The following is a 13669-nucleotide window of genomic DNA, read 5'->3' as shown; positions in this document are numbered from 1 at the left end:
GAAGGGGCTGTCATGAATCGAGTCATCCTTAAGCTGCTCGTGCGGCGCGTGGCGCTGGCGCTGCTGTCGTTGCTGGCGGTGTCCGTCATCGTGTTCTCGATCACCGCTGTGCTGCCGGGCGACGCCGCGCAAGAACAGTTGGGGCAGGACGCCACGCCCGAAGCCCTGGCAGCGCTGCGCGCGCAGATGGGCCTGAACGTGCCGGCGCCGCAGCGCTACGTGCACTGGCTGGCCGGCATTGCGCGCGGCGACCTCGGGCAATCCACCACCACGCAGATGCCGGTGGCCGAGCTTGTGGCAAGCCGCTTGCCAAACTCGCTGCTGCTGGCCGCGGTGACGGCGCTGTTTTCGGTGCCGATCGCGCTCAGCCTGGGCGTTGCCTCGGCGGTGTGGCGCGGCTCCTGGTTCGACAGGCTTGCCTCCACCGCGTCCGTGGCTGTCGTGTCGGTGCCGGAGTTTCTGGTGGCGACGCTCGCTGTGCTGGTGTTCGCCGTCAAGCTGCGCTGGCTGCCAGCGCTGTCGTACGTCAACGACATCGAATCGCTGGGTCACATGCTGAAGGCGTTTGCCATGCCGGTGCTCAGCCTGTGCTGCGTGATCGTTGCGCAGATGATGCGGATGAGCCGCGCCGCGGTCATCGACCAGCTCGAGGCGCCGTACATCGAAATGGTGCGTCTGAAGGGCGCCTCGCCGATGCGCGTGGTGCTCGCGCATGCGTTGCCAAACGCGGTGGGGCCGATTGCGAATGCGGTGGCGTTGTCGCTGTCGTATCTGCTGGGCGGCGTGATCATCATCGAGACGATCTTCAATTACCCCGGCATCGCCAAGCTGATGGTGGATGGCGTTTCGCAGCGCGACATGCCTCTGGTGCAGGCCTGCGCCATGATTTTCTGCGCGGGCTATCTGCTGCTCGTGACGACGGCCGATGTGCTGGGCATTGTCGCCAACCCGCGTCTGCGCCACCGTTGATGCTGATCCTATGAACAAGAGCCTGACGATGGAAACCACGCCAACTTCCCCTACGTTGCCGGCCGGCACGCCGCCCGCACCACCTGCACCGCGCCACCCCATACGGCGCTTGCTGAGCGGTTTCGGCGTCACGGGCCTCATCGGTCTGGCCGTGCTGGTGTTCTGGGTGCTGGCGGCGCTGGTCGGCCCCGCGCTGTTGCCCGCGCATCTGATCACCAGCGGCGATGGCAACGGCGACGTCTTCGGGCCCATGAGTGCGGCCCACTGGTTCGGCACCGATTACCTCGGCCGCGACATGTTCGTCCGCGTGGTGGAAGGCGCGCGCTACACGGTGGGCGTGGCGCTCGTGGCCACCTTGCTGGCCAGCGGCACGGGCACGGTGCTGGCCCTGTTCGCCGCTGCCATGGGCGGGCTGGTCGACGCCACGCTGAGCCGCGTGCTCGATACGCTCACCGCCATCCCGAGCAAGATGTTCGCGCTGCTGATGGTGGCCGGCTTCGGGTCTTCGGTGACGATGCTCGTGGTGACCGCCGCCATCATCTACGTGCCCGGCGCGTATCGCATCGCGCGCTCGCTGGCGGTCAACATCAATGCGCTCGACTACGTGACCGTGGCGCGCACGCGCGGCGAGGGCACGCTGTACATCATGCTGCGCGAGATCCTGCCGAACATCCTCGGGCCCATGCTGGCCGATCTGGGGCTGCGCTTTGTGTACGTCGTGCTGCTGCTGGCGAGCCTAAGCTTCCTGGGCCTCGGCATTCAACCGCCGTCGGCCGACTGGGGCTCTCTGGTGCGCGAGAACATCGGTGCGCTGCCGGATGCTGGCGCGTCCGTCATCGTGCCGGCGCTGGCCATTGCGAGCCTGACCATCGCCGTCAACATCGTCATCGACAACCTGCCGGGCCGGGCGGCCCGCGAACGCGGAGGGCGTTGAACATGGGTGCGTCCGTCGTCGTAGAAGGCCTGCGCATTACCGCAGGCGAACAGACCCTCGTAGACAACCTCAGCTTTGCCATCCAACCCGGCGAGGTGCTGGCGCTGATTGGCGAGTCGGGCTCCGGCAAGACCACCACCGCGCTCGCACTGATGGGCTATGCGCGCCGTGGCTGCGAGATCGCATCGGGCAGCATCCGCATTGGCGATATCGACGTACTGCACCTGCCGCCCGCAGAGCAACGCGCTTTGCGCGGGCGCACCGTGGCTTACATCGCGCAGAGTGCGGCGGCGTCGTTCAACCCGTCGCGCACGATCCTGGATCAGGTGGTGGAGCCTGCCCGCATTCACGGCACGATGTCGCGCGCGCAAGCCGAGGCCAAAGCCGTGGAACTGTTCCGCGAACTGGCGCTGCCCAATCCCGAAACCATTGGCGAGCGGTATCCGCATCAGGTGTCGGGTGGGCAGTTGCAGCGGCTCATGGCTGCCATGGCGCTCATCATCGATCCGGATCTGGTGATCCTGGATGAGCCGACCACTGCGCTGGATGTGACCACGCAGATCGAAGTGCTGCGTGCGTTCCGGCGCGTGGTGCGCGAGCGCCGCGCCACCGCCGTCTACGTGAGCCATGACCTGGCTGTGGTGGCGCAGATGGCTGATCATATCTTGGTGCTGCGCGGCGGCCAGATGCAGGAGATCAACCCGACCGCGCACATCCTTGCCACGCCTGATCATGACTACACCAAGAGCCTGCTGGCGGCGGCGCGGCCAACCGCTCGCCCAGCGGAGCACTGCCTGGGCGAGGGCGAGCTGCTGCTCGACGTACACGAACTGGGCGCCGGATACGGACCGGTGGATGCCAAGGGCCAGCCGGCCACGCGCATCCTCGATGACATCAACTTCAAGCTCTATCGCGGACAGGCCATCGGCGTGATCGGCGAATCGGGGTCAGGCAAGACCACGCTGGCGCGGGCCATTGCAGGCCTGATTGCACCGTGCCAGGGCAACATGACGTTCGCCGGCCGAGAACTCAAGCCGCTGCTTGCCAACCGGAGCCACGAAGAGCTGCGCCGCATCCAGATCGTTTTCCAGATGGCTGATACGGCGCTCAATCCGTCGCACACCATCGAACGCATCCTGGCGCGGCCGCTGCAGTTCTACAAAGGCCTGAAGGGCGAGGCGTTGCAGCGGCGCATCCGCGAGTTGCTCGATCTCGTGCGCTTGCCGCACAGCGTGGCCCAGCGGTTGCCGGGCGGTCTCTCGGGTGGTCAGAAGCAGCGCGTGAATCTGGCGCGTGCCCTGGCGGCCGAGCCTGACCTGATCCTCTGCGACGAGGTGACATCCGCACTCGACACCGTGGTGGGTGCGGCGGTGCTCAACCTCATGGCAGACTTACGGCGCGATCTTGGCGTGTCGTATCTCTTCATCAGCCACGATCTGCACACGGTGCGCGCGGTGTGCGACGAGATCGTCGTCATGCAGCACGGCCGCAAACTCACGCAGGTGGCGCGCGCCGATTTCGATCGCGGCCCGCATCATCCGTACTACGAACAACTCGCCAACTCGGTGCCCGAACTGCGCCAAGGCTGGCTCGACGAGCGGGACCGCGCTGCGTTGGTCTCCGTCTAACAGAAAAAAAAGGAACGACATGATTCCCGCATTCCGCATCGCGATCATCCCCGGGGACGGCATCGGCAAGGAGGTCATGCCCGAAGGCCTGCGCGTCATCCAGGCGGCAGCCGAGCGCTTCGGCTTCGAGCTGGAGTGCCACACCATCGAATGGGCCAGCTGCGACTACTACCAGCAGCACGGCAAGATGATGCCGGACGATTGGAAAGCCCAACTCAAGGGTATGGATGCGATCTTCTTTGGCGCCGTCGGCTGGCCAGCCACCGTGCCAGATCACATCTCGCTGTGGGGCTCGCTGCTCAAGTTCCGCCGCGAGTTCGATCAATACATCAACCTGCGCCCGGTGCGCCTGTTTGAAGGTGTGCCGTGCCCGCTCGCCAATCGCAAGCCTGGCGACATCGACTACTACGTCGTACGCGAAAACACCGAAGGCGAATACACATCGCTCGGCGGCATCATGTACGAAGGGACCGACCGCGAGATCGTGATTCAGGAATCGGTCTACTCGCGCAAGGGCGCGGAGCGGTTGCTGAAGTTCGCCTTCGACCTCGCACAGAGCCGCCAGCGCAAGCACGTGACGCTCGCCACCAAGAGCAACGGCATCGCCATCAGCATGCCGTGGTGGGACGCCCGCGCCGATGAGGTTGCACAGCAATACCCCGATGTCACGCTCGACAAGCAGCACATCGACATCCTGACCGCGCGCTTTGTGCTGCAGCCGGGCCGCTTCGATGTGGTGGCCGCCACCAACTTGTTTGGCGACATCCTGTCCGATCTCGGCCCAGCAACGACCGGCACGATCGGCCTGGCGCCGTCGGCCAACCTGAACCCCGATCGCACGTTCCCGTCGTTGTTCGAGCCGGTGCACGGCTCCGCGCCGGACATCTACGGCAAGAATATCGCCAACCCGATTGCGATGATCTGGTCGGGTGCACTGATGCTGGATTTTCTGACGCAAGGGCAGGGCGCAGGGCGGGCAGCGCACGACGCGATCGTCGCAGCCATCGAAGCCGTACTCAAGGACGGCCCGCGCACACCTGACCTGGGCGGCACCGCCAACACCACGCAGGTGGGCGAGGCGATTGCCGCGCACGTTGCCGCTGCCTGATCTTCATTTGCTGTTGACCAGAACACTATGTCTCTCTCACTCGATCGTGCGGACCTGATCCGCAGTGCCAACTACATCTCCGGCGAATGGCGGACCGCAACCGGGCCACTGCTGGACGTGACAGACCCGGCCACTGGCCACCTCATCACGCGCGTGCCGGATTCCGGCGCCGAGGAGGCACGAGCCGCCCTGGATGCCGCGCATGCCGCATTCCCAACCTGGCGCAAGGTGCCCGCCAAACAGCGTGCGCAGATCATCAAGCGGTGGAACGATCTGGTGCTTGCGCATCAGGAGGATCTCGGCAAGCTGATCTCGCTCGAGCAGGGCAAGCCGCTTGCCGAAGGCAAGGGCGAGGTGGCCTACGCCGCAAGCTACATCGAATGGTTTGGCGAAGAAGCCACACGTATGAATGGCGAGGTCATTCCCGCGCCGGTGCCCGGCCGGCGCATGTTTGCGCTCAAGGAGCCAGTGGGCGTGGTGGCAGCCATCACGCCGTGGAATTTTCCGGCGGCGATGATTGCACGCAAGATTGCACCGGCGTTGGCCGTGGGCTGCACCGTGGTCTGCAAGCCGGCAGAAGACACGCCGCTGACATCGCTCGCGCTCGTGCGTCTGGCACAGGAAGCCGGCGTGCCGCCGGGCGTGCTGAATATCGTGACCGCCTCGCGCGAGCGGACGCCTGAAGTGGTGGACGTTTGGCTGGACGATGCCCGCGTGCGCAAGATCACGTTCACGGGCTCGACGCCGGTCGGCAAGCATCTGGCGCGCCGCAGTGCCGACACGCTCAAGAAGCTCTCGCTCGAACTTGGCGGCAATGCACCCTTTATCGTGTTCGAAGATGCTGACATCGATGCCGCTGTCGAAGGCTTCATGGCGGCCAAGTTCCGCAACGGCGGGCAGACCTGCGTGTCTCCCAACCGCGTGTTCGTGCACGACGCCGTGCACGATGCGTTTGCCGCCAAGTTGGCAGCACGCGTTGCAGCGCTCAGCGTCGGGCCGGCCACGGACCCGACTTCGCAGATCGGCCCGATGATCAACGCGCGCGCGGTCGAGAAGATCGACCGGCACGTGCAGGACGCCATCGCGAAGGGCGCCAAGGTGTTGACTGGCGGCGCACGCCTGACCCAGCTCGGCGCCAATTACTACGCACCCACGGTGCTGATCAACGCCGATGCCACCATGGCCTGCGCGTGCGAAGAAACTTTCGGCCCCGTCGCGCCGCTCACGCGTTTCACCACCGAAGAGGACGTGATTGCCGCCGCCAACGACACGCCGTTTGGCTTGGCCGCTTACTTCTACAGCCAGGACGTGCGTCGCATCTGGCGCGTGGCTGAAGCGCTGGAGACCGGCATTGTCGGCATCAACGAAGGCGCGCTGGCCGCCGAGGCCGCGCCGTTTGGTGGCGTGAAGGAATCGGGCTACGGCCGGGAAGGCTCTGTCCACGGGCTGGACGACTACCTTCACACCAAGTACGTCTGCCAGGGCCAGCTCGACTAGCCTCATTGGAAGCAAGCCCAAGAGCTGCCAAGTTTCCAACCGCACCAAACGGTATGTTCGGACCCGGCTAGCATTTTCTGTAGATTTGCACCCGTTCGCACGCCCATGCGGTTGGCATTGATTTCAACTGTGCCGGAGGGGCGGGCGCGTTCTCTTCGTGCCGCCGATTCCGCGACCTGCCGTCTTGGCAGATCGACCACATTCTTCTCCGAACGAATGCAACGTACATCCGTAGCAAGAGCTCCCAGGTGAGTGCCGTACAAGTCCAGTTCATCCACTACTCGACACCTGGCTGTAACGCACTAGGACATTGAGCAAGAACGCTCGCTCAACATTTGCGCTTCGGCTTGCAGAAAACGGATTATCCCCATGCTCAATTCGCGCATTGCCCGCATTGCCGGGCTCACCGCAAGTTTGTTGTACGTGTCGGCACCGCCGGTGCACGCCGCGCTGCCAGACGAAATCCAGGTCTATACGGGCGACATCAACGCACCGGGGGAGTTTGGTTTGGAGCTGCATCTGAACACGACACCAAGCGGCATCGCAGAACCGTCCTACCCCAAAGAAGTCACAACCCCCCACGGTTGGCGTGCAACCGCCGAGTTCTCTTACGGATTGACGCCCTCAGTGGAGCTCGGTCTGTACGTTCCGACCTCGCTCACGCGCGATAACACGTACTACGTCACCGGTCCGAAGCTCCGCGTAAAGTGGATGCCTGTTCGACCGGAAGATGGTGTTGGCCACTTCGCTGGTCTCAACGTCGAGCTGGCTCACGTTGCGACACGATTTGAGCAATCGCAACAAGCGGCGGAGTTGCGGCCGATTTATGGTTTTCAGAATGACCGGTGGCTATGGGCCATCAACCCGGTTCTTGACTGGAACCTCTCTGGCCCCGATCGCAGCGGTGTGCCAGAGGTTGCGCCCGCTTTTAAGGTGGCACGCACAGTCGCATCCGGAATTCGCACCGGGCTGGAGTACTACGCTGGACTGGGGCGTGTTGATCATCTCCTACCATTGCACGAGCAGCAGCACACTCTATTTCTCGCGTTTGATGTGGACCGTAAGCCGTTCGTTTTCAACTTCGGTATTGGACGCGGTTTGACGCGCAGCACCGACCGGTGGACGGTCAAGTGGATCTTGGAGATTCCATTGAGTTGACCGCCGATGTGCGTGGCGCGCCAATTTTTTTCTGAAAGCCTATCGGCACACCAACTTTCATGCCGCACAACGGCACGACATTCAGCGATCCGCGCGCGGCGGGGTTGGCATCCTTGTTGGAATCGGAGTGAGCAGATAGGGCAACACCTCGTTGCCGATCAAACCTTGATCACGCTTGCTCGGTCGGCGCCACGTACGCACGTACTCCTCATCGACGCTCCGAGCAGGGGAAGCTTTCGACCGCTGTCGTGGTCAGATATCAAGCACGAGCTGCGCGGACTTCGCACGCGAGACACAGATCATGATCTTGTCGCCAGCCTTACGCTCCTTGTCACTGAGGAACGCGTCGCGATGGTCCGGCGTGCCGGCCACGAGGCCGGTCAAACAGGTTCCGCAGACACCCTCACGGCACGAGGTGGCGACGGAGATACCGTGCGCGCATAGCGCATCGGCGATGCTGCATCCGGCGGCAACCGGAATCGTACGCTTCGACCGCTCGAGCTTGACCTCGAACGCGTGGCTCGGTGCGGACGCCGCGGCAGCGTCGGCGCCGAAGTATTCGACGTGGACCGCCTCAGACGGCCAGATACCGGCTATGACATCGTCGATGACGCTCGTAAACCGGCGCGGGCCGCACATGTAAAGGTGGTGGCCTTGAGAATAGTGGCAAAGCCGCAGCTGGAGCATGTCACGCAGCCGCGCGCCCACGGCGTAATGGAAGCTCACGCGATCGGCATACGGCTGCGCAGAAAGCATTTGTTGGAATGCGGTCTCGGCGATCGAACGCGTGAAGTAATGCAGTTCGTACGAGGTACCGCGAGCCTGCAGCTCCTGCGCCATCGCGAGCAGCGGCGTGATCCCGATGCCGGCAGCAATCAGTACGTAGTGGCATGCATCGTCGATCAGTTCGAAGTGATTGCGCGGATGACCGATGACAAGCGTATCGCCGACGCCCACGCGCTGGTGCATCGCGCGTGAACCCCCGCGTGAGTCTGGCGCATTCTTGATCGCGATGTGATACACGTCCTGCGCGCCAGGTGCGCCACACAGGGAGTACTGCCGAACGGTATCTGGGTCGAGTCGCACGTCGATGTGTGCGCCGGCGCTCCAGACGGGCAACGCAGAGCCGTCGGCGCTCACGAGTTCGAACGACTTGATGTCGGCTGTCTCGTCAACGATTCGGCGCACCCGCACCGTCAGCATCGAGGAGGCAGTCTGTGCCAGGGAGCGGCCACGCAGCCAATTGCGCAGCCGGGGCCAGGCGAGGCCGGTCAGCACTGCAAGAGCGAGCGCAGTGATGAACTGCAAAAAGGACGGGAGTGAGCTGTTCATATGCAAACTCGATGCATTTTCGCGTGCGTACAGGGCCCGCCATGTTTGACCTTGGTCGGCCTTATTCGGGCTGGTGCGGCAGCACGAATGACAACGTCGCCAGATACTCGTCGCGGTTCGTCTGCACCGGATTCGCAGGTGGCGTGATGAGTGTCGCAACAACGACATTGAGGCCCTGGTTTCGCACCTTGATGGTCGCGATGCCGTCGGCACCGGTCTTCAGTGGTTTGGAATCGGGGTCAGTCACGTAATCGGGCTGCACGAGCGCTCCCCGAACGGGCTTGCCCTCATACAACACACGGACCACAAGCGTTTGGCCCATCTTCTCGGGCATATGCTTCGCCATTGGCACGATTTGCAATTTTTGGGCGGGCAGCACTGGTGGCACCATATTCAGCCGGCGCAGATGTACCGCGTACTTGAAGGTGTGTTCGCTGATCGTGGCATCAGGCACCTCGTCCTTGCCCTTGTTGTACCACTCGCCGTCGGGCGTTTTGCTCCACGGACCATGGTCGAGAAAAGCAGTGACGATCGCCGTCTGGTTTTCGGTGCTCACCACGAGCAGCGGTCCGCGAGGCGTGAGCTGCATGGGTACTTCTTTGCCGCCCTCATCGTAGGCCGCGACAGCCTTGATCTTCGGCAGGCGCTTCACCGCGTCCAGATCATCGGCACCCACGCCGTAGATCAGGGCAAGCTCATTCGAGCGCTGTGCAAACCAGATGCCATGAGCTTGGGCAACGGTCGCTGCGCCAAAGCTCGTAATTACACATGCCGCGACGGCAAGCTTGTTGATAGCTTTCATTGTCTTCTCCAATCGGTTTTCTTTGGGGCGGGAAATTGAAAGATCGGCGGGTCCAGCGTGATTGAACAGGCAGCGTGTGCTGCACCCTTCTAACGCCACTGACTCGTCGGATACCGGGTCAAGTTCGGGCTTCAGCAGCGTCACGACGGACCACAAGCAAAGCGACAACCGAACAGCTTTGGGTGGCGTGGTCGGCAAATTCTATGTGCCATGGTCCTGAGCGTCTTGGACGGATTTGCTGAGCATGGCGCGTATCCGGTCTTCAAAAGTTCGTGCTGCTGGCTACGTGAAAAACGAGTGAAGCGTCTTGGACGATTTTGCTGCGCCTGGCATGCGCTGGTCATAAAGACTTCATGCCGTTACACGCCATTACAACGCCACGACGTTCGTTTGCGGGCAAAGCATTTCAGCGGAACCTGCCGTGGGTAGTTCCTACACTTGACGGCCATAGAGCTACAAAAAAACGCCGTTTCTGGAGGAACCAAAGATGACCACGCACCCGCGTGTCGCCTGGGCGATCACGTACATAGACGAGCATCTCGACGAGCGCCTTTCTCTCAATGAACTAGCCGCGAAGGCCGGACTGAGCGTATGGCGCTTCTCTGCTGTGTTTCGCAAACACGCAGGTGTCTCGCCACACCGCTTCGTCTGTCTGCAGCGGCTCCAGTTGGTGCGAACACTGTTAGCCGATGGCGAGTCGCTGGCATCTGCAGCGCAAGTGGCAGGCTTCTATGACCAAAGCCATCTCTGCAGGCACTTCAAGAGTGCCTGGGGCATGACGCCGAGCCAGTACGTTGGCCGTCAGCGCAGCGCGGCTGCCATGACGGACGGCAGCCGTGAACGGGAGGCCGCATGAAGTTCTCCTACCAATGGCACCGCTACTTAGGCTGGGTGCTCGCACCGTTGCTTTCGGTGTCGGCGCTAACAGGCGTCACCCTGCTGTGGCTGCAGCCGCTGCCCTCGCCGCAGGCGAGTCCTCCTACGGTACAAGAATGGGGGAAAGCGCTGGATCGGGGCATGGTTGAACTGGCGAGCCGGTACCAGACGGCAAAGGCTGACCTCGTCGACCTGCCACGTGGCCCCGATGCGCCGATCCGTGTCCATCTACGCACGGCGCAGCCCAGCGAGAGCGGCTGGGCCGAGATCGATGCGACGCGCGGCACGGCAGGCGAACTACAGCCGGACAACCGTGATTGGAAAACCCAGCTGTTCGAATTACACGAGCATCTGATGCTCGGTGAAGTCGGGCCCTGGGTACTTCGAGCATCGGCGTTGCTCGCCCTGGTATCGATCACGATGGGTCTGCGCGTCTGGTTGCGGGTGAGGCGGATGCCTGCGCGCTCGTCCTGGCAGCAATGGCATCGATGGATCGGTCCGTTCGCCATCCTTCCACTCGCCATGATGCTGACCACCGGCTTCGTACTGCGCTCGCCCGAACTCGCTAACAGCGCGCTGTCGGCGATTGCAGGCGGAGGTTCAGTTGTGCCTCCACCCGCCGGGCAGGCCGCAAGCGCGGGGCAACGGTCTACGCTGGGCCAAGCACTCGTTGCCGCATCCGTCGCATTGCCGCAAGCTCGACCGATACGAATCTACGCGGCGCGCGGTGGCGTGCTTCGCGTGCGATTGCGTGTGGATGAGTGGAACCCCTTTGGCTTCCACTCGGTGTACCTGCGAGAGGCTGACGCCTCGGTACTGCGCATCGTGCGAGCCACCGAGCAGCCGCTGACAGTGCGCTATCTGAACGTGGTGTACCCGCTGCACACCGGATGGCTGCCCGGCAATCAGGGGATCGTGGCTGCGTTGGTAGCACGCGGGTTGTGGACGCTCTTCGCGCTCTCGCTCGCTGCGCTTTCCTTATCGGGGGTGGTGCAACGCTTCCGGAAGAAATCAAAACGTTAACAAGGTTTAGGAGATACATCCAATGCGATCGAATTCGATCACACGGAAAGCCATCACCGTGCCCGTTGTCCTCGCGACTTCGCTGGCCGGAACCGCTTACGCACAATCCAGCGTGACCCTGTTCGGCACTGTGGACATGGCTTTGGCACACGGTTCCGGCAGCATTTCGAACCTGAACCAGATGGCGAGCGGCTACCTTGCCGCCTCCCGGATCGGCTTCCGAGGCCAGGATGACCTTGGCGGCAGCCTCAAGGCCGGATTCTGGCTGGAGAGCGGTGTGAACGCGGACACCGGCACTGGCCAAGCCACCAACATCAACAACCAGTCCACCGGTATTACAGGCAATGGCGGGCTCACGTTCAACCGTCGTTCGACGATCAGCGTCGGAAGCAATTGGGGTGAAATTCGCCTCGGCCGAGAGTATGTGCCGCAGTACATGAATCTTGCCGTCTTTGATCCATTTGACCTCGGTGGCAGCGGCGGCAGCCAAGTGCTGAATTCCGCGATCACCGGCCCGACTACGGTCCGCGCCTCAAACAGCATCTCGTACCTCTACGGACATAGCTTCAACGCCTCCTCGATCGGATACGGGCCTCAGGGATTCAGCGGCTCCGGCTTCCAGTTCAACGCGATGTATTACATGGGCGAAAATCCTAGTGGTACCCCTACCTCCAAAGACGGGAACGGCTTTGGAGTTCGCGCCGGCTACTCCACTGGGACCTTTACCGTCGCTGGCGCAGTCAGCCGGGCTCGCTACGCAGCAGGCGATGTTCGGCAGAACAACGCCGGTGCGAGCTATGATTTTGGCGTGGTCTGCGCCATGGGCATGTACGAGTGGGACAAGAACGGACCGGTCAGCGCTAGGGGTTGGCTGGTTGGTGCGAAGATTCCCGCCGGCGCTGGCGCCATCCGGATCGCATACTCGCGTTACAGCACTGATGCGGCAAGCAGCCCGACGGCCAAGAAGTGGGCGCTTGGTTATGTCTATACGATGTCGAAGCGAACTGCCTTGTATACGGCCATTGCTCACGTGAGCAACGGGGGTACGTCAGCTTCAGCGCTTGATGGCGCCGTGACCGCGCCGGGTAAATCCTCCAACGGATTCGACATCGGGATCCGGCACAACTTCTAAGCGCCTGTTTCTGTCCTGGGACGACGCGTGATTCGGTGACGGCACAAACGTGAAGCTGTTCGAATTCCACAGGTGTCGATATTGAACACTCCAGATCGATCGGCACGCGCGGGACGCCTTCGCCAAGGGCGCTCGGGTCCTGACCGGGGCGCATTGCGGGCCAGCACGATTGGCGGTACGGTCACGCGTATCCCAATCGTGTTCCGGAGGCCCCATGGCCGACAACATGGCTCCTTCTTCAACGCAGGAAAACCCGTCTGAAGGCACCGCCGGCGCCTGTCCGTCTACGCGCGCACTCGAACTGGTAGCCGGCAAATGGGCGTTGCGTATCTTCCCCGCGCTGGAAAACGGCCCCGTGCGCAACAACGAACTCCTGCGCCGCGTGGGCGACGGCGTCTCGCAAAAAATGCTCACGCAGACGCTGCGCGAGCTGGAAGCCAACGGCCTCATCCTGCGCACCATCTACGACAGCGTCCCGCCGCACATCGAATATCGTCTCAGCCCGCTCGGTGAATCGCTCAACCGGACGCTCGTCGGCCTGGACGACTGGGTGCGTGCGCATTGGCACGAAATGGAACGGATTCGCAAAAGTCAGGTCGATTCCGATTGACATCTGCGTCATCTGGCCGACGTTGTGTGCAGATGCAGCATTTTTCCGATAGTATTCGGAGCCCATGTTTGTGACGAATCTTTCCTCCGCCTTGCCGACGTTGTCTCGCGCCACCGCGCGGGGCGTGCTGTCGCGCGTGCGCGGCGTACGCTGGCTCGTCACGATCTGGTGCCTGTTGTTTACGGTTTCGGTGTTCTCGGCCACGCATTTCCCCGATGGCCAGGCTGCGGACGACGCGCTGGAAGCCATCGAAGCCGTGGTCGACGACGTGCCGGGTGATGCGCTGCCTGTTGCAAAGCCCAGCAAGGGTTTCGAGCGTGCCATCAAGGTTGCGCTCGGCAAGGCGGTCAAGCAGCCCAGCCAGTGCTTCAGCGCTGAGCACTGGGTTGCGCACGCATCCGATGCGCCCGATGCGCCCTCGACCAGCGCCGCCGCCCCTGACCACCCCAGCGACGCGCCGGAACTGTGGCTGCCGCCGCCTCCCATGGCGTTGACGCCCGGCCTGCGTGTCGCGCGCGTCCGTGTCTCTCTTCCCCCGTTCCAGGCTGGCCCCACGCCGGCCCCCATGCTGCGTCCTCCCGCACACGCCTGATCTCCGGC

Annotated in this window: 13 protein-coding genes; 11 read left to right on the top strand and 2 right to left on the bottom strand. The window is 63.0% G+C overall.

Features of this window, described 5'->3' with window-relative positions; all coding sequences use genetic code 11:
* Positions 1-12: 12 nt before the first annotated feature.
* The 6 genes from NG898_RS17950 (at position 13) to NG898_RS17925 (ending at position 7294) form a co-directional block, all read left to right on the top strand.
* Positions 13-969 carry an ABC transporter permease gene (locus tag NG898_RS17950; RefSeq protein WP_252693715.1) on the top strand — a complete coding sequence of 319 codons (957 nt, stop codon included), beginning with the start codon at positions 13-15 and terminating at the stop codon, positions 967-969.
* Between the two features lie 28 nt (positions 970-997).
* On the top strand, positions 998-1903 hold the full coding sequence (locus tag NG898_RS17945) for an ABC transporter permease (RefSeq protein ID WP_252694161.1): 906 nt from the start codon (positions 998-1000) through the stop codon (positions 1901-1903).
* Positions 1904-1905: 2 nt separating this feature from the next.
* Complete coding sequence (locus tag NG898_RS17940) at positions 1906-3531, top strand: ABC transporter ATP-binding protein (RefSeq protein WP_252693714.1); 1626 nt, start codon at positions 1906-1908, stop codon at positions 3529-3531.
* A gap of 19 nt (positions 3532-3550) precedes the next feature.
* A complete protein-coding gene (locus tag NG898_RS17935) occupies positions 3551-4639 on the top strand; it encodes a tartrate dehydrogenase (protein ID WP_252693713.1) in 1089 nt (362 codons plus the stop codon).
* Between the two features lie 27 nt (positions 4640-4666).
* Positions 4667-6136, top strand: coding sequence for an NAD-dependent succinate-semialdehyde dehydrogenase (locus NG898_RS17930; protein WP_252693712.1), 1470 nt, complete (start codon positions 4667-4669; stop codon positions 6134-6136).
* Between the two features lie 369 nt (positions 6137-6505).
* Positions 6506-7294, top strand: coding sequence for a hypothetical protein (locus NG898_RS17925; protein WP_252693711.1), 789 nt, complete (start codon positions 6506-6508; stop codon positions 7292-7294).
* 252 nt (positions 7295-7546) lie between these two features.
* Here NG898_RS17925 and NG898_RS17920 read toward each other — a convergent pair whose 3' ends face one another.
* Together NG898_RS17920 and NG898_RS17915 are read right to left on the bottom strand one after the other, a co-directional pair.
* The gene (locus tag NG898_RS17920; protein ID WP_252693710.1) at positions 7547-8626 is read right to left on the bottom strand and encodes a PDR/VanB family oxidoreductase; all 1080 of its coding nucleotides are present in this window, start codon (positions 8624-8626) and stop codon (positions 7547-7549) included.
* Positions 8627-8687: 61 nt separating this feature from the next.
* A complete protein-coding gene (locus NG898_RS17915) occupies positions 8688-9572 on the bottom strand; it encodes a DUF4198 domain-containing protein (RefSeq protein ID WP_252693709.1) in 885 nt (294 codons plus the stop codon).
* 343 nt (positions 9573-9915) lie between these two features.
* Between NG898_RS17915 and NG898_RS17910 the strand changes: the two genes are divergently transcribed.
* The 5 genes from NG898_RS17910 (at position 9916) to NG898_RS17890 (ending at position 13661) form a co-directional block, all read left to right on the top strand.
* A complete protein-coding gene (locus NG898_RS17910) occupies positions 9916-10284 on the top strand; it encodes a helix-turn-helix domain-containing protein (protein WP_252693708.1) in 369 nt (122 codons plus the stop codon).
* Complete coding sequence (locus NG898_RS17905) at positions 10281-11327, top strand: PepSY-associated TM helix domain-containing protein (protein ID WP_252693707.1); 1047 nt, start codon at positions 10281-10283, stop codon at positions 11325-11327. Before NG898_RS17910 ends, NG898_RS17905 begins: the two co-directional genes overlap by 4 nt.
* A gap of 22 nt (positions 11328-11349) precedes the next feature.
* On the top strand, positions 11350-12459 hold the full coding sequence (locus NG898_RS17900; protein ID WP_252693706.1) for a porin: 1110 nt from the start codon (positions 11350-11352) through the stop codon (positions 12457-12459).
* 214 nt (positions 12460-12673) lie between these two features.
* Positions 12674-13069, top strand: coding sequence for a winged helix-turn-helix transcriptional regulator (locus tag NG898_RS17895; protein WP_252693705.1), 396 nt, complete (start codon positions 12674-12676; stop codon positions 13067-13069).
* A 64-nt stretch (positions 13070-13133) separates the two neighbouring features.
* Complete coding sequence (locus NG898_RS17890; RefSeq protein ID WP_252693704.1) at positions 13134-13661, top strand: hypothetical protein; 528 nt, start codon at positions 13134-13136, stop codon at positions 13659-13661.
* Positions 13662-13669: the final 8 nt, after the last annotated feature.

It is taken from the genome of Ralstonia mojiangensis (assembly GCF_023955645.1).
GTDB lineage: Bacteria > Pseudomonadota > Gammaproteobacteria > Burkholderiales > Burkholderiaceae > Ralstonia > Ralstonia mojiangensis.
Note: the sequence above shows the minus strand (reverse complement) of the source record. Positions and strands in the feature narration are given on the sequence as shown.